Source organism: Nocardia crassostreae (assembly GCF_001613405.1).
In the GTDB taxonomy this organism is placed as follows: domain Bacteria; phylum Actinomycetota; class Actinomycetes; order Mycobacteriales; family Mycobacteriaceae; genus Nocardia; species Nocardia crassostreae.
The window spans coordinates 117,656-136,858 of the sequence record NZ_BDCH01000003.1; the positions used below are offsets into that span (position 1 = coordinate 117,656).

At 67.9% G+C, this 19,203-nt stretch carries 19 protein-coding genes and 1 pseudogene; 4 read left to right on the forward strand and 16 right to left on the reverse strand.

The genetic code is table 11. The features are described from left to right. Window positions 1–99 precede the first annotated feature (99 nt). From lysS to ftsH, 14 genes and pseudogenes are all read right to left on the reverse strand, one after another. Window positions 100–1,566 (reverse strand): lysine--tRNA ligase, encoded by a 1,467-nt coding sequence (gene lysS / locus NC4_RS01820; RefSeq protein WP_067531490.1) that lies wholly within the window; start codon window positions 1,564–1,566, stop codon window positions 100–102. Window positions 1,567–1,723: 157 nt separating this feature from the next. Continuing rightward, the gene (locus NC4_RS01825; protein ID WP_067531688.1) at window positions 1,724–2,146 is read right to left on the reverse strand and encodes a rhodanese-like domain-containing protein; all 423 of its coding nucleotides are present in this window, start codon (window positions 2,144–2,146) and stop codon (window positions 1,724–1,726) included. A gap of 5 nt (window positions 2,147–2,151) precedes the next feature. Further along, complete coding sequence (locus tag NC4_RS01830) at window positions 2,152–2,754, reverse strand: cupin domain-containing protein (RefSeq protein ID WP_084528354.1); 603 nt, start codon at window positions 2,752–2,754, stop codon at window positions 2,152–2,154. A 185-nt stretch (window positions 2,755–2,939) separates the two neighbouring features. Then, on the reverse strand, window positions 2,940–3,734 hold the full coding sequence (locus NC4_RS01835; RefSeq protein ID WP_067531492.1) for a type III pantothenate kinase: 795 nt from the start codon (window positions 3,732–3,734) through the stop codon (window positions 2,940–2,942). Window positions 3,735–3,818: 84 nt separating this feature from the next. Next, window positions 3,819–4,241 carry an aspartate 1-decarboxylase gene (gene panD, locus NC4_RS01840; RefSeq protein WP_067531494.1) on the reverse strand — a complete coding sequence of 141 codons (423 nt, stop codon included), beginning with the start codon at window positions 4,239–4,241 and terminating at the stop codon, window positions 3,819–3,821. A gap of 13 nt (window positions 4,242–4,254) precedes the next feature. Then, complete coding sequence (gene panC, locus NC4_RS01845) at window positions 4,255–5,181, reverse strand: pantoate--beta-alanine ligase (RefSeq protein ID WP_067531496.1); 927 nt, start codon at window positions 5,179–5,181, stop codon at window positions 4,255–4,257. Beyond that, window positions 5,181–6,184: pseudogene (locus NC4_RS01850) on the reverse strand (Rossmann-like and DUF2520 domain-containing protein). The gene panC and the pseudogene NC4_RS01850 overlap by 1 nt, the downstream one beginning before the upstream one ends. Before the next feature lie 128 nt (window positions 6,185–6,312). Further along, window positions 6,313–7,386 carry a DUF6779 domain-containing protein gene (locus NC4_RS01855; protein WP_157554146.1) on the reverse strand — a complete coding sequence of 358 codons (1,074 nt, stop codon included), beginning with the start codon at window positions 7,384–7,386 and terminating at the stop codon, window positions 6,313–6,315. Window positions 7,387–7,455: 69 nt separating this feature from the next. Further along, window positions 7,456–7,935, reverse strand: coding sequence for a DUF3180 domain-containing protein (locus NC4_RS01860; protein WP_067531498.1), 480 nt, complete (start codon window positions 7,933–7,935; stop codon window positions 7,456–7,458). Then, window positions 7,926–8,456, reverse strand: a complete 531-nt coding sequence (gene folK / locus NC4_RS01865) for a 2-amino-4-hydroxy-6-hydroxymethyldihydropteridine diphosphokinase (protein ID WP_067531500.1) — start codon at window positions 8,454–8,456, stop codon at window positions 7,926–7,928. Before folK ends, NC4_RS01860 begins: the two co-directional genes overlap by 10 nt. Before the next feature lie 3 nt (window positions 8,457–8,459). After that, complete coding sequence (gene folB, locus NC4_RS01870) at window positions 8,460–8,837, reverse strand: dihydroneopterin aldolase (RefSeq protein WP_067531502.1); 378 nt, start codon at window positions 8,835–8,837, stop codon at window positions 8,460–8,462. Next, complete coding sequence (gene folP, locus NC4_RS01875; RefSeq protein WP_439957469.1) at window positions 8,834–9,685, reverse strand: dihydropteroate synthase; 852 nt, start codon at window positions 9,683–9,685, stop codon at window positions 8,834–8,836. Before folP ends, folB begins: the two co-directional genes overlap by 4 nt. 77 nt (window positions 9,686–9,762) lie before the next feature. After that, on the reverse strand, window positions 9,763–10,383 hold the full coding sequence (folE, locus tag NC4_RS01880; protein ID WP_067531507.1) for a GTP cyclohydrolase I FolE: 621 nt from the start codon (window positions 10,381–10,383) through the stop codon (window positions 9,763–9,765). A gap of 191 nt (window positions 10,384–10,574) precedes the next feature. Beyond that, window positions 10,575–12,932, reverse strand: a complete 2,358-nt coding sequence (ftsH, locus tag NC4_RS01885; RefSeq protein ID WP_067531510.1) for an ATP-dependent zinc metalloprotease FtsH — start codon at window positions 12,930–12,932, stop codon at window positions 10,575–10,577. A gap of 279 nt (window positions 12,933–13,211) precedes the next feature. On the opposite strand from ftsH, the gene NC4_RS01890 reads away from it, so the two are divergent. Beyond that, window positions 13,212–14,168 carry a hypothetical protein gene (locus tag NC4_RS01890; RefSeq protein ID WP_245721440.1) on the forward strand — a complete coding sequence of 319 codons (957 nt, stop codon included), beginning with the start codon at window positions 13,212–13,214 and terminating at the stop codon, window positions 14,166–14,168. 1 nt (window position 14,169) lies between these two features. Here the strand turns inward: NC4_RS01890 and NC4_RS01895 are convergent, their stop codons facing one another. After that, window positions 14,170–14,997 (reverse strand): DUF1266 domain-containing protein, encoded by an 828-nt coding sequence (locus NC4_RS01895; protein WP_067531514.1) that lies wholly within the window; start codon window positions 14,995–14,997, stop codon window positions 14,170–14,172. 148 nt (window positions 14,998–15,145) lie between these two features. Here NC4_RS01895 and NC4_RS01900 point away from each other — a divergent pair, with 148 nt between their 5' ends. Then, the gene (locus NC4_RS01900; protein ID WP_067531516.1) at window positions 15,146–15,406 is read left to right on the forward strand and encodes a DUF2277 family protein; all 261 of its coding nucleotides are present in this window, start codon (window positions 15,146–15,148) and stop codon (window positions 15,404–15,406) included. A 25-nt stretch (window positions 15,407–15,431) separates the two neighbouring features. Here the strand turns inward: NC4_RS01900 and NC4_RS01905 are convergent, their stop codons facing one another. Then, window positions 15,432–16,676 carry a PucR family transcriptional regulator gene (locus NC4_RS01905; protein ID WP_067531518.1) on the reverse strand — a complete coding sequence of 415 codons (1,245 nt, stop codon included), beginning with the start codon at window positions 16,674–16,676 and terminating at the stop codon, window positions 15,432–15,434. Between the two features lie 165 nt (window positions 16,677–16,841). Between NC4_RS01905 and NC4_RS01910 the strand changes: the two genes are divergently transcribed. Then, window positions 16,842–18,353 (forward strand): aldehyde dehydrogenase family protein, encoded by a 1,512-nt coding sequence (locus NC4_RS01910; protein WP_067531692.1) that lies wholly within the window; start codon window positions 16,842–16,844, stop codon window positions 18,351–18,353. Beyond that, window positions 18,353–19,183 carry an SDR family oxidoreductase gene (locus NC4_RS01915; RefSeq protein ID WP_067531520.1) on the forward strand — a complete coding sequence of 277 codons (831 nt, stop codon included), beginning with the start codon at window positions 18,353–18,355 and terminating at the stop codon, window positions 19,181–19,183. The genes NC4_RS01910 and NC4_RS01915 overlap by 1 nt, the downstream gene beginning before the upstream one ends. Window positions 19,184–19,203 lie beyond the last annotated feature (20 nt).

The following is a 19,203-nucleotide window of genomic DNA, read 5'->3' on the forward strand; positions in this document are numbered from 1 at the left end:
AAATCGTGCGACCCGCATAGTTAGGCCGATTACCCGACGCCAGAATACCGCTAATTCCGATAGTCCCAGAACGGGCAGCGACAATGCAATCCAGCGAACTCAACGAGCCGCTGGACGCACAATTGGAAAGAGTATCGTTTCTCGGATTCCCAAGCCAGTCAGGGCCATCAGCAAACGGTCTATCCCCATACCGGTTCCGGTCGCAGGCGGCATACCGTGCTCCATGGCGGCCAGGAAGTCCTCGTCCAGACGCATTGCCTCATCGTCGCCCGCGGCGGCCAAACGCGCCTGATCCATGAACCGTTCGCGCTGGATGACCGGATCGACGAGTTCGGAATAGCCGGTTGCGAGTTCGAAGCCGCGGACATAGAGGTCCCACTTCTCGGTAACTCCGGGCTTGCTGCGATGCTGACGCGTCAGCGGAGAGGTCTCCACGGGGAAGTCGCGAACGAAAGTCGGCGCGTACAGCTTGTCGCCGTACACGTGCTCCCACAGTTCCTCGACCAGTTTGCCGTGACCGTAGCCCTTGTCCGGCGGAATTTCCAGACCCACCCGATCGGCGAGTGCCAGCAATTCCTCGACCGACGTTTCGGGCGTGACCTCCACACCGATCTGCTCGGACAGCGAGGGGTACATCTCCACCGTCGCCCACTCGCCGGACAGATCGTATTCGGTACCGTCCGCGAGGGTGACGACCTGCGTGCCGTACACCTCCTGCGCGACTTCCTGGATCAATTCCCGCATCATCTTCGCGGAATCGTCGTAGGTGCCGTACGCCTCGTAGGCTTCCAGCATTGCGAACTCGGGCGAATGGGTGGAGTCCGCACCCTCGTTGCGGAAGTTCCGGTTGATCTCGAAGACCTTCTCCAGGCCGCCCACAACGCACCGCTTCAGGAACAACTCCGGTGCGATACGCAGGTAGAGCTCCATATCCAGGGCATTGGAGCGGGTCACGAACGGGCGCGCCGCCGCACCGCCGTGGATGGTCTGCAGCATGGGGGTCTCGACCTCGAGGAAACCCCTGCGCTCCAGCGCATTCCGCAGCGCGCGCACCGCGGCCACGCGGGTCCGGGCCATCTCCCGGGCCTCCGGGCGCACGATCAGGTCGACATAGCGCTGCCGGACCCGCGACTCCTCGTTCATCTCCTTGTGCGCCACCGGCATGGGGCGCAGCGACTTGGCCGCCATCTCCCAGGCGTCGGCCATGACGCTCAATTCGCCGGTGCGGGAAGTGATCACCTCACCGTGCACGTACACGAAGTCGCCGAGGTCCACATCGGCCTTCCAGGCCGCCAGCGATTCCGCGCCCACCCCATTGAGGCTGATCATCGCCTGCAGCTTGGTGCCGTCACCCTCTTGCAGGGTCGCGAAGCAGAGCTTGCCGGTATTGCGCACGAAAATGACGCGCCCGGCAATGCCCACCCGCAGGCCGGTTTGCACATCGGCTTCCAGATCCGGATACGCGTCCCGGATTTCGGCGAGCGTGTGCGTGCGGTTCACCACCACGGGATAGGCCTCGCGCCCCTCCTGCAGCAACCGCTCCCGCTTCTCCCGGCGAATCCGCATCTGCTCGGGGACATCGGGTTCGGCAGCGGCGGCCGCGGCACGGGTTTTCCCAGCGGGAGCCGTGGTGCCGGCGGTAGAAGGGGGGTTGGGGGTGCTCACGGGGCTCTAGCCTATCGTGCCCCCGAAATCGTTTTTTCCGCCGCCCGGGCAAACGAAATCAGACCCAGGCGAGGGTGGCGACCTCACGTTCGAAATGCGGAGCGGTGGCGGCCACCATGAGCAGTCCGGCGGCTTTCAGCGCCTGGTATCCGCCCACCAGATCGGTGGCGCGGCGCAGGCCCAGTTGCTGCAGCGACGAGGCCGCCAGGCTCGAGGTGTAGCCCTCCGAGCAGACGACGATCCATTCCACGTCATGGTCGGTGGCCAGGGCCAAACGCGCGTCGCTGGAGGGATCCAAACGCCATTCCAGGACATTTCGCTCGATGACGAGCGCGCCCGGCAGGGTGCCTTCGCGCAGGCGCTGCGCTTGCGGGCGAATATCGACCGGAATCGCGCCGCGCGCGATGGCCTGCGGCAATTCCACCGGATACATCCGGCGCAACCGCTCGCGCGCCTGGGCGAGCATGCCGTCGATGGTCATGTGGGTCATTCGAGTTCACCTTCGGGCTGGTCGGTGAGAACGGAACGGGTGCGGCGAAGCGTGCCGTGACCGGTGACCTCGTAATAGGACATGGCGGTCAAAGGCGGGGAATAGGCGTGCACGCTCAGGGTGGGGTCGAGCGGACCGGAAATTCCGGCCTCGGCATCGGGGGCGCGCACCACGTCGTGCACCCAGCCGAGCGGGAAAGAGGCCTGATCACCGGCGGTGAGCGTGCGGCGGCGCAGATCCCGGCCATTCCACCGGAATTCCGAGAGCGCGCCGGAGAGCACCGTCAGCGCGCCCAGCGAACCGGCGTGATCGTGCAGTTCGGTGTGTTTGTCCGCGACCCAGCTGATCAACCACAGGTCGATCTCTTCATCGGCGATAAGCCTTGTGGCCCAGCGCTTCTCGGTGGGCCACAGGCCGCCTTCCGGCAGCAGGTGATCGTAGCGTCCGGCCAGCACGTCCTCGGCGCCCTCATCGGTCAGGCGCAGCAGATCGGCCGGGCGCAGCCGGGTGGGCAGAGCGGAGGCGGTGGCGCGTTCGGTGACCTCGGGCAGCAGACGGGAAACACCGGCGACAGGCAGGGAGAGAACAGAGGATCGCATGAGCGAAAACTCCAGGATGTTTGTGGTTGACGAGGGCTGTACGAAGCCTCGACAACGAGCCGAGGCGGATTAGCCTCGACAACACTCCTGGATGCTCACGCGGTAAGACACGGGGCAGAGTCTAACAGTGGATCGCCGCCGGTCAATAGCTCCCGGCGGCGACGAATACATCACAATGAACCGTGTTAACGGGCGCGCCGTTGCTGGTTGCGCTCGTAGACAAGGCGCAGACCGTCCAGCGTGAGATGCGGTTCGTGGTGATCGATGGTCTCGGATTCGGGCACGATCAGCGGCGCGCTGGCCCCGGTCGCCACCACCGAGACATCGTCACCGGCGAAGGCGTCGAATTCGTCGCGAATGCGATCGATCAATCCGTCCACCAATCCGGCAAACCCGAAAATCGCACCGGACTGCATGCACTCCATGGAATTCTTGCCGACCACCGACCGCGGCCGCGCCAACTCGGCGCGGCGCAGCGCGCTGCGCTCGACGAGGGCCTCGGTGGAGATCTCCACGCCCGGGGCGATGATGCCGCCCAGGAATTCCCCCTTGGCCGACACCAGATCCACACAGATGGCGGTGCCGAAATCCACCACGATGGCCGGGGATTGGAAGCGGTGATAGGCGGCCAGGCAGTTCACGATGCGGTCCGCGCCGACTTCCTTGGGATTGTCGACCAGCAGCGGAATCCCGGTTCGCACACCGGGTTCCACCACCACGTGCGGTACATGACCCCAGTACCGGCTCAGCATTTCGCGCAGTTCGCGCAGCACCGGCGGCACCGTGGACAGCGCCGCCACGCCGATCACCTGGTCGGCGTCGGCGCCGATCAAACCGCGCACCTGCAAGGCGAATTCATCCGCGGTGAGCAGCGGATTGGTGTGCATCCGCCACTGTTTCACCAGCTTGGCGTGATCCCCGCTGCCGGAGAACAGGCCCAGCTCGATACTGGTATTGCGGACATCGATGGTCAGCAGCATGGAGGTGTCCTTTCCTCGCCCGATCGGAGCCCTACGTGGTTACGCTGCGTTCCCGCCTCCGGGCTTGACCGGTCGGGCGAGCGTTCAGCGCGCGTAGGACAGCGAGCGCGGCGAGATCAGATCCGACCCCTCCGGCGCGTGCGCCGGATCCGAGCCCAGCTCCACCTGCCGGTTGCGGTCGTCCACGAACACCACGCGCGGAGCGTATTCCCGCAGCTCCGCCTCGTCCATCATGCCGTAGGCGATGAGAATGACGAGATCGCCCGGCTGCACCAGATGCGCTGCGGCGCCGTTGATTCCGATGACGCCCGAACCGCGCTCCCCGGCGATGACATAGGTCTCGAGGCGGGCGCCGTTGGTGATGTCGACAATGCAGACCTGCTCGCCTTCCAGCAGATCGGCGGCATCCAGGAGATCCTGGTCGACGGTGACCGAGCCGACGTAGTGCAGGTCGGCGTGCGTCACCGTGGCGCGGTGGATCTTGGACTTCATCATGGTGCGCAACATCGTCGTCGCCTCCTCAGTTGGTTGCCGGAGTGGGCTGGTCGGGGGTGGTCGGATGGCCGTCGATCGGAGCGCCGACGGTGACGGGAATGTTGTCGATGAGCCGGGTGCTGCCGACCCGGGCCGCGATGAGCAGGCGGGCATTGCCGCTGTCCTGGACCGGGCCCAGATCCGAACCGCGCAGCTCGATGTATTCGAGCTCGATCTCGGGCGCGGTGGCGAGCACCTCGTGCGCGGTCTTCAGGACCGCGTCCGGGCCGAAGGCGGCGGCGTGGCGACCGGCCGCCAGCGCCGCCGACAGCGTGGTCGCCAGCTCGCGCTGGACCGGATCGAGGAAGCGATTGCGCGAGGAGAGCGCCAGGCCGTCGGCCTCGCGCACGGTCACCACCGGGACGATCCGCAGATCGAAGTTCAAGTCCCGCACCAGCTGCCGGATGAGCGTCAGCTGCTGATAGTCCTTCTCGCCGAAGAACGCCTCGTGCGGCAGGCAGATCTGGAACAGCTTGGCCACCACGGTCAGCACGCCCGCGAAATGCCCCGGGCGGTGCGCGCCCTCGAGCTCGTCGCCGAGCGGTCCGGCGTGCACGGTGGTGCGCGGGCCGTCCGGGTACATATCGGCCGGGCTGGGCGCGAACACCAGCTCCACGCCCTCGCCGCGCAGCAGTTCCACATCGGCTTCGAGGGTGCGCGGATACTTGTCCAGATCGGCGGCCTCGTTGAACTGCAAGGGGTTCACGAAGATCGACACGATGACGACCTGATTGGTCCGCTTGGCCAGCCGCACCAGCTCCAGATGACCCTCGTGCAGCGCGCCCATGGTCGGCACCAGAGCAACCTTGCGGCCGACGGCTCGCAATGCCTTGACAACCGACTGGACGACCGCCGGATCGTGCAGCACGGTGAGCTCACCGCGCTTGTACGCGCCACGCAGTTTCGGGTCCATCAGTGTCCTTTCTCCGCCTGGTCAGGGCCCTCCGTGGTTACGCTCCGCTGCCGCCTCCGGGCCTGACCGCCCAGGCGGGGTCCTTCCAGCAGATCGATCAGGGCGGGATTGCTCTTCGCACGCTCGGCCGAACGCAGCGACATGGCGCGATACCCCGCCGCCAGCCTGGGATCCAGGGCCTCGAGCGCCTCGAGATGCGCGGCCACCGCCTCGACATCGCCGCGGGCGACCGGACCGGTCAGCGCGGCCTGGCCGCGGCGCAGCGCATTGTCCAGCGCCGCCGACACCAGCGGCGCGAGCATGCGCTCGGCCAGTCCGCCGGGCTGATCGTCGACCACCTGCTGGCCGAGCAATCCGGGACCGGACAGCGCCACCCGAAGCGCCTCGACGGCATCCACGATCAACGTGACCAGGTGATTACTGCCGTGCGCGAGGGCGGCGTGATAGAGCGTGCGGTGCTCCTCGGCCACCTTGACCGGTTCGCCGCCCATCTCGATGACCAGCGACTGCGCGATGGCATAGCCGATCTCGTCGGCGGCGGTGATCCCGAAACAGGCATTGCCCAGCCGGGCGATGTCCTCGTCGTGGCCGGTGAAGGTCATGGCCGGATGAATCGCGACGGGCAGCGCGCCCAGGGCGGTGAGCGGCGCGAGAATGCCGATGCCATTGGCGCCGGAGGTTGCACCACGATGGTGCCCGGCCGCACGGCCCCCGCCGCCGCCAAACCGGAGATCAGCCCGGCCAGTTCGCTGTCCGGCACCGACAGGATGAGCAGCTCGCTGTGGGCGGCGACCTCGGCTGCGGGCAGGATTCGCGAATCCGGCAGCCTGGTCTCGGCACGCCGCAGCGACGCATCCGAAATCGCGGAGACGCCGAATACGACATGACCGGCACGCTCGAGTGCCGCACCGAGTGCGGATCCGACGCGTCCCGCCGAGACGATTCCCACCGTCAATCGTGCAGGCGCAGGATCGGTCCCGCAGACATCCTTGTCCGAGGTCACTGTGTCCTCTCGAAAAGCCGTTCCAGTCCCGCTTGGCGGGTACCGGAGGTTACTGCCCCAGAATATCGGCCCCGATTCGCCGGGGCCATCGACTGTGGGATGTCTTACAGCGGTCCCGGATCACCGGGCTACTTTCCCTCCGACCGCAGGTTGGCCATGATCTCGGCGACCGACAGGCGCGGGGCCTCGTCGGCGCCGTCCTCCTCGGCGCGGCGGCGTCTGCGGGCGCTGGCCGTGCCCATGGGTGACGGGGCGGGCTCGGGGGCGAGGCGGGGCGTCGGCGGCGCGGGCGATTCGGCGACCGGCATGTGGAGGTTCGTGTGGACGTGGCCGTTCGCCGGGACGGCGTCCGCGACGGCGGGCTCGCTCGCGGCGGAGGGATCGCTTTCGAACCAGGCCACCGTGGTCAGCGGTTCCCGCGGCACGCCCGTAATAGGCTCGGTGCGCTTGGTCGCCGGATCCGCGGCCGGTTCGGGCTCGGGCTCGGCGAATTTGGCCGCGCGCATATCGAATTCCTGATCGGTGACCACCGAGGTCTCCGCGGTCACCGGATCGTCGTACGGGCTGGCGAAGGCGGGCGGCTCCGGATGATCGGGTTCGAAGATCGGCGTCACGCGGCTGCGCGGATCCGGTTCGCCGTCGTCGATGGGCGCGGACCACGGATCCCAGTGATCGTCGGTGTCGCCCCAGTTACCGTTCGCGGCAGCATTGTTCGCCGGGCGCTGTCTGCTCGGCAGTTCGTGCACGCGATAGGCATCGGCGTGCAGGGCCGTGCGCTCGTGCGGCAGTTGACCTTCGAAGAGCCGCTGCAGGCTCTCGCGCAACACCGTGAGTTCGGCCCGCAGCGCGGCCATCTGCTCGGCGTCCGCGCCGACTTCCTGACGCACCCGCTGCTCGACGCCGAGCTCGTATTCGCGGCGCGCAGCAACCTCGCGCTCCAGCTGGAGGTGGTAGACCTTCTGCAGGTCACCGATTTTGGCCTTGTCGACCGCCGATTCCCTGCGATAACGCGTCGCGGCGAGGGCTCCGATGGCGGCCGCCCAGAGCGCCGCGACGAGTCCGACGCGCACCATTTGCACGCTGTCGCTGAAGACCAGGAAAACGCTGGCTACCAAGCCGAGAAGGATGAGTACGCCGGTGAAAAGTTTTCCCGCGTCCTCCCGCCGACGACGGGTGGCACTGGTACGGGAGGGTGAAACCATGTCAGCCAGCGTAGCTTGATCTTCGGGCCATGGCTCCCGCCTTGGTCACGATCACTGCCAATCCGTTAGCTAAGAAGTAGCTGCTTCATCGGGCGGGTCGATCGGCGCACGACAGCAATATTCCAGCCACAAAGCCGCCGCCACCAAGGCGATTCCGGCAAGCAGGCCCACCACCGCACCCGGGGTGTCCGAGGCCGCCGCCCGCAGATCCGAGCGCTCCGGCAGCAGCCAGATCAGGAAGCCCAGCCAGATACCGGCCACCAGGGAACCCACCTGCGCCGACGCCTTCGCCAGCGCCACCGCCCGCGCCGCGGTGATGGGATGCAACTGGCGCTCGTCGGTGCCGATGCCGCGATTCTCCACCCGCTGCCGAATCACGAAGGCCAGCACGACCTCCAGCACCGCCACCGGAATCAGCGAGGCGCCGGAGAACACCGAGATGGGCGGGAAGCTGGAGTACGCGATATTGGTGGCGATCCAGGCCACCACGGCGGCCAGCGCCACATTGGCGGTCAGATCCAGCACGCGCGTGGGCTTCACTACAGCCATCCGAGGGTCAGTTCGGTGCGGCGCACGCCGTCCACCTCACCGGAGTCCAAGGCCGCCAGCCATTCCCGCACCGGCCGCCGCGCACCGGCCGCCTCCAGTTCCGCGTCCGGCTCCAGCTCCAGCCAGGGGACCAGGACGAAGGCCCGATTGTGCGCCTGCGGATGCGGCAGGGTCAGCGTGGGATCGGTGCTGCGGACCGCCATCTCGCCATCGCGGCGGCGCTGCCCGGCCCACACCACGTCCACGTCCAGCGTGCGCGCGCCCCACCGGACTTCCCGCACCCGCTCGGCGGCCTGCTCCAGCTCCTGTCCGAGCCGCAGCCAATCGCTGGGCTCCAGGTCCGGATCCTGGGCCACCAGGACGGCATTGAGGTAGTCCTGTTGCGGCACCCCGCCCCAGGGCGGCGTGGAGTACACCGACGACACGGCCAGCAGTCGCGGCCGCAGGGCCGTCACCACGCTGCGCAGATGTGCGAGCCGATCGCCGAGATTCGAACCGATCGACAGGACTACCCGACTCACCCGCTACTCCTCCGCTTCGCGACGGCGGGACGTGACCACCCAGACGTCTTCGAAGGTATGCGGAATCGGCGCGGAAGGCTTGTGCAGCACCACCTCCACGGCCGCGATGCGCGGATCCCAGGCCATCACCCGATCGGCGACCTCGGAGACCACCGTCTCCACCAGATCGCGCGGTGCACCGCCCACGATGCCCACCACCAGATCGGCGAGCTCGCCGTAGTGGATGGTCTCGGCCAGATCGTCGGACTTGGCGGCGGCCGAGAAGTCCGTCCACACGGTCAGATCGACCACGAACTCCTGGCCGTCGCGCTTCTCGAAATCGAACACGCCGTGATGGGCGAAGACGCGCAGTCCGCGCAGCTCGATGCGATCGGTGCTCAAATCCGTTCTCCCGGTTCACGACGGCGCGCGGCCCGCCGCCCAGACTCTACGGCGGCCCGCCGCCAGGCGTCGGTGACGGCGATGGCGTCCAGCGAGGCGCGCACATCGTGCACGCGCACACCCCACGCGCCGTGCTCGGCGGCCAGCGCGGAAATGGTGGCCGTGGCGACCTCGCGCCCGTCGGGCGGGCGCGGCCCGTTTGCATCGGCGAGCAGCGCGCCCAGGAACCGCTTGCGCGAGGCCCCGATCAGGATCGGCAGCCCGGTGCCGACGAATTCGTCCAGCGCGCCCAGCAATTCCCAGTTGTGCTCGGCATTCTTGGCGAAGCCCAGACCCGGGTCCAGCAGCAGCCTGCCCGGATCCACGCCCGCGGCGACGGCCAGATCGATCTGCACGCGCAGTTCCTCCAGCACCTCGCCGACCACATCGCCGTAGTGATCGGCCGGACCGGTGTGCCGGTAGTCCGCCGCCGCGCGCCAGTGCATGAGGATCCACGGAACCCCCGCCGCCGCAACGACCTTGGCCATATCGGCATCGGCGCGCCCGCCGGAGACGTCGTTCACCACCGAGACGCCCGCCGCGACGGCGGCCTCGGCCACGCTCGCCCGCATGGTGTCCACACTGGTCGGCACACCCGCCGCGACCAGCCCGCGAATCACCGGAACCACCCGCGCCGCTTCGGTTTCCGAATCGATTCGCACTGCACCCGGACGAGTCGACTCACCGCCCACATCGACGATATCCGCGCCCATCTCGTACAGCTCCAGCCCGTGCGCGATCGCCAGGCCCGGATCCAGATAGCGCCCGCCGTCGGAGAACGAATCGCTGGTGACGTTCACGACGCCCATCACGACACATGAGCGGCCCCCGCGGGGAACTACCAGTTCATCCCACCGGGAACCGCTTTCGGCCATCGTCGGTGCGCTCACTTCCGGAGGATGAGGTCCAGGGCCTCGGCGCGCGAGGCGGAACTGGTCTGGAGCAGGCCGCGCACCGCCGAGGTGGTGGTGCTGGCGCCGGGCTTGCGAATACCGCGCATGGCCATGCACAGATGCTCGGCCTCGACCACCACGATGGCGCCGCGCGGATCCAGTTTGCGCATGACGGCGTCGGCGATCTGGCTGGTGAGCCGCTCCTGCACCTGCGGGCGCTTGGCGTAGAGGTCGACCAGGCGGGCCAGCTTGGACAGTCCGGTCACCCGGCCGTGCGGGCCGGGAATGTAGCCGACGTGCGCGACGCCGTGGAAGGCCACCAGATGGTGTTCACAGGTCGAGTACATGGGGATGTCACGCACCAGCACCAGTTCCTGATGCCCTTCGTCGAAGGTGGTGTTGAGCACCGCGTCCGGTTCGGTGTAGAGACCGGCGAACATTTCCCGGTAGGCCCGGGCCACCCGGGCCGGGGTCTCGGCGAGACCGGGACGATCCGGATTCTCGCCGACCGCGAGCAGCAGCTCGCGCACGGCATTCTCGGCACGCTCCTGGTCGAACGGCCGACCGGTGTCGAGCGCGATCGGGCCGGAGACGACACGGTTATTGGCCGACAATCGACACCTCCTGTGTTGAAAATGCCGCGCCTACGGAGGGCGGCGTGTTCGCGACTGTCAACGGCCCGGGTCGACCCGGGCATTCCGAGCCAACCCGAGCCGGGTCACGAACTGTGTCTCACTTCGCGCCCGGCTCGGTCCACCCTGGGCCGAGCCCGGCCACGAACATGTTGAGCGTATCGGGGCCGCGATCAGCGGCGACCGTTCGGTCCGTCCCAGTCGCCGTTGTCGTCGTCCTCACGGCTGGCGGCGGGCTGCTGGGCGTTCTGCCCGTAGTCCGGTCGCTGCCCCGGGGTGTAGCGCTGCCCACCGGCCGGAGCCCAGCCGCCGTATTCGCCGCGGGTCGGCGGTTGCGCACCGCGCGCCTGCGGATCGTCCTCCTGCGGCGGCCAGCCCGGCGCCGACCATCCGGCCGGAGCGCCGTAGTCCGGACGCGAACCGTGCGTGCCGCCGCCGTGCCGCGGGTAGGCGGGCTGCGGCGCCGGGTACCCGGCCGGGGCGGGGGCGGGATAGCCGTACGGCGGCTGCGGTTGCGGCGCACCGTAGGCGGCTTCGGGATAACCGCCATTGGCGGGCTGTCCGGCCGGAACCGGGCGCACCAGCTCCTCCCACGGCTCGCCGCGTTCGGCGGCCAGTTCGCGCGGGGTCTTCACCGGCGGGCGGTCCGACGGGGTGCGGCCGCCGAAATCATTGAAAGCCGTGATGCGCGGCCGCTTTTCGACCGTCGCGAGCACGATCTCGAGATCCTTGCGGTGCAGCGTCTCGCGTTCCAGCAGGGCGGTCGCGAGCGAATCCAGCTCATCGCGGTACTCGTTGAGCACGACCCACGCCTCGGTGTGCGCGGCCTCGATGAGATTGCGCACCTCCTCGTCGATCTCGCGGGCCACCTCGTGCGAGTAGTCCGAGCTCATGCCCATGGACCGGCCCAGGAACGGATCGCCCTGCTCCTGTCCGTAGCGCACCGCGCCCAGGCGCGCGCTCATGCCGTATTCGGTGACCATGGCGCGGGCGATCTTGGTGGCCTGGTCGATATCGGAGGAGGCGCCGGTGGTCGGCTCGTGGAACACCAGTTCCTCGGCCGCGCGCCCGCCCATGGCCATAACCAGCCGGGCGATCATCTCCGAGCGGGTCATCAGACCCTTGTCGTCCTCGGGCACCGTCATGGCGTGACCGCCGGTGCGGCCGCGGGCCAGAATGGTGACCTTGTAGACCGGCTCGATATCCGGCATGGCCCACGCGGCGAGGGTGTGGCCCGCCTCGTGGTAGGCGGTGATCTTCTTTTCTTCCTCGCTGATGATGCGGGACTTGCGCCGCGGGCCGCCGATGACGCGGTCGACCGATTCCTCCAGCGACGGACCGGTGATCACGGTGCCGTTCTCGCGCACGGTGAGCAGCGCGGCCTCATTGATGACATTGGCCAGATCCGCGCCGGACATGCCGACGGTGCGCTTGGCCAGACCGTCCAGATCGGCATCGGGCGCGATCGGCTTGCCCTGCGAGTGCACCCGCAGGATGGCGCGCCGGCCCGCGAGATCCGGGTTGCTGACCGGGATCTGGCGATCGAAGCGGCCCGGGCGCAGCAGCGCCGGATCCAGGATGTCGGGCCGGTTGGTGGCCGCGATGATGATGACGCCGGTGCGTTCGCCGAAGCCGTCCATCTCGACCAGCAGCTGGTTCAGCGTCTGCTCGCGCTCGTCGTGACCGCCGCCCAGACCGGCGCCGCGCTGGCGGCCGACCGCGTCGATCTCGTCCACGAAGATGATGCAGGGGCTGTTCTGCTTGGCCTGATCGAACAGGTCGCGCACGCGGGAAGCGCCGACGCCCACGAACATTTCGACGAAGTCCGAACCGGAGATGGTGAAGAACGGGACGCCCGCCTCGCCCGCGACGGCGCGCGCCAGCAGCGTCTTACCGGTGCCGGGCGGACCGTAGAGCAGTACGCCCTTGGGGATCTTCGCGCCCAGCGCCTGATAGCGCGCCGGGTTCTGCAGGAAGTCCTTGATCTCGTAGAGCTCTTCGATGGCCTCGTCCGCGCCCGCCACATCGGCGAAGGTGGTCTTGGGCATGTCCTTGGACAGCATCTTGGCCTTGGACTTGCCGAAGCCCATCATGCCGCCGCGGCCGCCGCCCTGCATGCGGGCCATCACGAAGATGAACAGGCCCAGCAGAATGATCATGGGCAGCATGAAGAGCAGGATCTGGCTCAGCCAGCTGTCCTGTTTGACCGAGGTGTTGTACTTCGCGCCGGACTCCTGCACGTCCTTCAGGATCTCGGCGGAAATATCGCTGCCGCCCGGATATTTCGCGATGATCTTGGTCTGGCCGTCGGTCGCATCATTGCCGTTCTTCAGCGTGATGCGCAGCTGCTGTTCTTTGTCGTCGATCTGAACGGAGTCGACATTCCCCTTGTCCTGGAGCTGGGTGAGCGCCACGGACGTGTCGACGCTCTTCCAGCCGCGCGTGTCGTTGCTGAAGTAGCTGACCAGGTAGATCACGAGCAGGAAGCCCGCGACTTTGGCCAGGTTGCGGAACACAGTCTTGCGGTTCATAGAGCGTCGGCCGACGGCCAGTCCTTTCCGGGGGGTGTATCCGGTCATGCCCGAGATGCCTCGTGGCGTGTCCGGTTCCGGTGAACGGATGCGGACATGCCACGTTACCGCGTACGGTCTAGTCGATACATCGCGCAGTTCGGCAGCTAGTGCAGTTCAACAGGTAAACGGCTGAAGAACGCGGGTGGTTCCCCAACCATCTGCGGCAACACGACGGGGCGACATCATCGAGGTGTCGTACCGAGTGGTCACAATCATGGCATGGTCGTCCTATCGTGAGTGACGACACAACAGAGCGCAGGGGGTATGGACATAGTCGAGCTACGGACACCCACAGCGATCGTGCGTCACGGCAACGGGCGGTTGACGGTGCTGCGACCCGGAACGGACGGCGAACGCGTGCTCGACGTACCTGTTTCCGACCTTCTGAAGGTCCGGCTCAACCGGCGCGCTGATGACGCCGTCGTCATCGAGATCTATCTGCGGTACCCCACGCCGGTGCTCACCGGTGTCCCGGCCGACCGGACTCCCCTCCCGGTGCTCATTGCCGAACACGACGTGCCCGCCGCGACCGTCATCGTCGAGCGGATCAACTCCCAGATCCTGGCCACCCAGCGCCTGGATGTGGCGGCCCCCGATCTGACCCCGCCCACCCCGTCCTGGGGCCGTAACGGCCCGGCCCGCGCCGATGTGGATCGCGCGGTGCGGCGGATGGCGCCCAAACGCGATGCCAAACCGGCCATTTCGGCGCTGCACCGCTATGTCACGCCGGACGAGTACGTCCTCGAGGCCGCCATTGCCACCGCACAGCCGCCGCACGCCAAGGGCATCGGACTGCTGGCGGTCACCACCACGCGGCTGATCTTCGTCTCCATCGGCGCGTCCAAGCGTTTCGCGCACGAGCTACCCATTGCCGCCCTGCTGTGGGCGCGGACCACCGATGATGCCCAGACCTCCGGAGCCGCCCCCGGCGAGTACGGCGTCGAGGTCAATGACGGCAATCTGACCTGGTATTTCACCGGCGCCGACCGGGCCGATACCGAACGCGTCACCGGCGCTTTGAATTTCGCCATTCAGCGCGAATCCGCCGACGGGGCCGCCGGTCCCGCCGATCCGGGCGTGCAGAAGCTCTATTCGGAGTGGGAACTGCTGGTGGAACGGCATTCCCTGGGCATGGTCGACGATGCGCAGTTCCAACGCTACGGGCGCGGGATTCTGCGGTCGCTACCGGACTGACTCACTCCTCGCCGGGTTGCAGGTCGATGCGGCGCCACGGGCTCGTGGGCCGCATCCACAGGCGCAGCAGCTCCATGTGCCGGTCCACACCGCCGGACTTGAGCTCGGCCAGGTCCTCACAGGCCTGCCAGTAGGTCCAGCCCGCCAGGTAGGCATCGCCGAATTGCCGCCAATTGCGATATTTCCGCTGCGCCAAAGGCAATGCGCGCATGAGGTAATCCCATGCGGTGTCGGCTTCCATGTAACCGGCCGTGTAGGCCATCCGGGCGACCGCCACCACGCGCGCCAGATCCCACGCCTGAATATCGGCGGGCAGCGGGCGGACCAGATGATCGGTGAGGCCGAGTTTGATGGCCTGCGACCAAATGTCGTAATCGCGCACCAGCGCCTCCGGATTCTCCATCCCGCGGAAGGAACCCACCTGCCGCAGGAAAGCCCGGTGCCGGTCGGCGCGTTCGCCGAAACGGTCGCGTTCGGGGGAATTGATGGCGGCCTGGACGAGCGGATGCACCAGCGCGTACAGCGGTGCGTGCATGCCGTCCAGGAGTTGCTCCATGGATGCCATGGCCTCGGTGCCGTCGGTGATCCCCCACGCCCCGGTCAGGGTGTCGATGGCGAGTTCGCGGCGGTCGCCGAGCGGATGCTCGCGTTCGGGGCCGAGCAGCAGCGCATCGTGGAAGGCGTCCCAGCGCGCCGAATAGAAACCGCCCAGGGACAGGGCGCGCAATTCGTCGTCGGAGACCTGCGCACCGGACCAGTGGTCGTCCTCGCGCTGGTCGAGCTCCGGGTAGGGGAAGGTCATCAGCGTGGGCACATCGCGGGCTGGCATACCTCGATTCTGTCTCATCGATCTTGGAGTGGCCGAGTATTCGCCGATCGCGTGTGGCGGCGCCCATCCGGGACGGGGAATTGCGGGGAAAGTTAAGACCTGATTCTTGGCCTGTCACACAATGAAATCGAACGCTAGTCTCTGGGCCATGGTTAGGAACATCACCCTGTTGCGCGGGCTGGAGCCGCCGGCCACGGAGCAGGAAATCTACGCGGCCGCACAGGAATACGTGCGCCCGATCGGCGGCGTATCGGGGTTGACCACGGATACCAAACCGGCTGTGGACAAAGCGGTCGCGGCCATTGCGGCGGCCACCACCGCGCTGCTGGCGGAATTGCCCGAACGCCGGGGTGTCGCGCCCGCCGAATCGGCGTTGCGCGGGGCCGCGCCCGCCAAGGACGCCAGCTGAGCGCCGCAGCCCTCCGTACCGCGCCTCACACGCCGTAGACGGCCACGCAGTCGAGCGCGATATCCAATCGCGGACCGCGCTGGTCGATGGGGTGCCCGAGTAGCTCCTCTATGCGCTGAATTCGATAACGCACGGTGTTCTTGTGTACGCCGAGCATTTTCGCGGCGGCGTCCGGGCTGCGCCGGGCGCGCACATAGGCGTGCAGGGTTTCGCGCAGCCGCGCGGTGTGCGCGTCGGGGGCCGTCAACGCGCCCAGTTCCCGGTCGATGAGCGCCCGCATGGCGATCTCGTCGGCTCCGGCCAGATAGGCCACTTCGACCTCCGGATAGTGCAGCAGCCGGGCCGTCCCCGGCCGCGCCCGCTCGGCCACGTGCCGCGCCGCCACCGCCTCGCGATGACCGCCGCGGAACCCGGCCGCGTGCGCCGCGGGAACTCCGGCCGCCACCCGCACCGGCGCCTCCACCGGCCACGGCGCCGAGGCGGGATCGACGCCGTCGTCCACGCCGATCCAGGCCCACAGGGCCGTGGCTCCGGACGGCACGGTGAGCACGCTGCCATTGCCGACCGCGGCCGCGCAGCGCGCCGCCACCCGGTCCAGCAGGGCCGCCGCCTCGTCCACGCCGTCGGGTCCCGCCGGTACGGCGTCCTCGTCGGTCCACAACACCAGCGCGAGGTGCCGTTGCGCGAGCCGGTAGCCCAGCCGCGCGGAGGCCTGCTCGATATCGAGTTCGGCGCCGTCCAGGAGCGCCCGCACGATCTCGGCGCGCTGGTTCAGCGCGGCGCGCAGGCCGCGTTCGCGCTCGGCCATATAGGTGTCGGTGAGCGTTTCCACCGACGCGCTGACCCAGCGCGTGGTGCGCTCGAAAAGCCGCAGCAGGACGGCCCTTTCGATGTCCTGCGGCAACTGCCGCTGGTCGATGACCTCGCTCATGTAGTCGACGACCGCGTCCTGTCCGATGTGATAGACGCGCAGCAGCAGGCGGACATCGTGGCCGCGGCGGGCAATGGTGCGGGCGAAGGCGTGCGCCTGTTCGGGTACCGGATAGTCGAAGCGGTCCTGGGTGAGTCCGCTGAGCACTTCCAGGGCGTGGGCGCGGGTGCTGGCGGCCAGATCGCGGCGCATATCCCGATCGCGCAGTTCCGGGACACGGGCGATGATCGCATTGTCGAGCCGCGTCACCACCTGCTCCAGGGTTTCGGTGTGCAGGGTTTCGGCGACGAAGTCGGCGATCCACTGCCGGATCACCGGGCTGGTGGCCGTGACCGCCATGGGGACCTCCGAATTTGTATCTCAGGTACAAAACCGGCCGGAATACTTGAGCGGATGAGCCAAGAATGTGCCGTCGGAATTGTGTCACTATCATAGTTCAGTGAGCTGACGCACAGCTCGCGCAGCAGTCCGGTTCGCAACGAAGCGCACGTGGGAGAGCACATCGTGACCAATACCGAACCCGCCGCGGGCACCCCCCGCAAAACCACGGCCCGCAAGGCCGCCGGGACCACCCGCACGAAGGCCGCCGCGACACCGGCCGTGCCCACCGAGCTCGAGATCCGCAATCCCGCGACCGGCGCGCTCGCGGGCACGGTGCCCATCGATTCCGCCGAGACCGTCGCCGCCAAGGTGCGCGACCTGCGCGTGCATCAGGCCGAATGGGAGGCCATCGGCCCCGACGGCCGCAAGGAATGGCTGCTGAAACTGCAGGACTGGCTGGTCGACAACACCGACCGGCTGGCCGACGTGCTGCAATCGGAGACCGGTAAGGCGCGTGTCGACTCGCTCATCGATCCGGCCTTCTCCATCGACCTCACCGGCTACTACGCCCGCCGCGCCGCCAAATTCCTTGCCGACGAACATCCTTCACCGCACAGCCCGCTGGCCCGGGTGAAGACGCTCACCACGGTATTCCGGCCCTATCCGGTGGTCGGGGTCGTCACGCCCTGGAACTTCCCCCTCGCCATGCCGGTCTTCGAGGTCGTCACCGGCGCGGGCGAGACCGGCGCGGCCGTGGTCGCCCATGCCGACTACGTACAGTTCACCGGTTCCACCGCCACCGGCCGCAAGATCGCGGCCGCCTGTACCGAGCGCATGGTGCCGTTCTCCCTCGAACTGGGCGGTAAGGATCCCGCCATCGTACTGGCCGACGCCGATCTGGACCGCGCCGCGCACGGTATCGCCTTCGGCGGCATGTTCAATGCCGGGCAGGTGTGCATCTCCATCGAGCGCGTGTACGTGGAAGCGCCCGTCTACGAGGAGTTCCTGACCAAGCTCACCGCCGCCGTCAAGGGGGTCCGCCAGGGCGTGGACGGCCGGGTCCCCGAATTCGATATGGGCGCGCTGGCCAACGAGAACCAGGCGCAGATCGTGCAGAAGCATGTCGAGCAGGCCGTCGAAGCGGGCGCGCGAGTGCTCACCGGCGGTAAGCGCACCGGCGTCGGCACCCTCTTCGAGCCGACCGTGCTGGCCGATGTGGACCACACCATGACCTGTATGACCGAGGAGACCTTCGGGCCCACCCTGCCGGTCATGAAGGTGGCCGATGAGGCGGAAGCCGTTCGGCTGGCCAATGATTCGATCTACGGGCTGTCCGCCTCGGTGTGGAGCGGCGACAAGGATCGCGCCGAACGCATTGCGCGCCAAATGAATGCGGGCGCGGTCAATATCAACGACGTGTTCAGCAATATGTTCAGTTTCGCGCTGCCCATGGGCGGCTGGGGGCTGTCCGGGGTGGGCGCCCGCTGGGGCGGCCAGAACGGCGTGCGCAAGTACTGCCGCCAGCAGGCCATCACCAAACCCCTGCTGCCCACCCAGACCAAGGAACTGCTCTGGTTCCCGTACAACACCAACAAGCTGTCCTTCGCGCTGGCGGCCATGCGCGCCGCGGGTGCGCGCGGGCTGCGGCGGCTGTCGGTGCAGTCGGTGTTCGAGACCGTGAAGGGGACCAAATAATGACCGACTTCGGTTCGATCGCAGGCAAAGTCGTCGTCATCACCGGCGGCGCGCGCGGTATCGGCCTGGCCACCGGCACGGCGCTGCAGGCGCTCGGCGCCCGGGTCGCCCTCGGCGATATCGACGAGGCCACCGTCAAGGAGTCCGGCGCCGCACGGGGATTCGAGGTGTACGGCCGCCTGGACGTCACCGATCACCAGTCGTTCGAGGATTTCCTGAACGAGGTGGAGCAGCGCCTGGGCCCCATCGACGTGCTGATCAACAATGCCGGGATCATGCCGACGGGCCGCCTGGTGGACGAGCCCGATCAGATCACCCGCCGCATTCTCGACATCAATGTGTACGGCGTGATCCTGGGCTCCAAACTCGCGCTGGCGCGCATGCTCCCGCGCGGTAAGGGCCACGTCATCAATATCGCCTCCCTCGCCGGGGAGAGCCATATTCCGGGCCTGGCCACCTACAACGCCAGCAAGCACGCGGTGCTCGGCTTCACCGACACCCTGCGCGAGGAGTACCGCGGCACCGGCCTGCACTTCTCCTCGGTGCTGCCCACGCTGACGAAGACCGAACTGGGATCGGGCGTCACGCCGCCCAAACTGCTCCGCCCGGCCGAACCGGAGGAGATCGCGGACGCCGTCGCCAAACTCATCGTGGAACCGAAGTCCAAGGTGCGCGTCACCGCGGTGGCGGGCGCGATCGCCCAGGTCTTCGGCCTGTTGCCGGAATCCGTCGCCGACGCCCTCGGCCGCGCCCTCGGTTCGGGCACCGCCTTCCTGGACGACGTCGACGGCGACGCCCGCAAGGCCTACGAACACCGCGTGCGCGACTAGTTCGCGCCCCGGACCCCCGC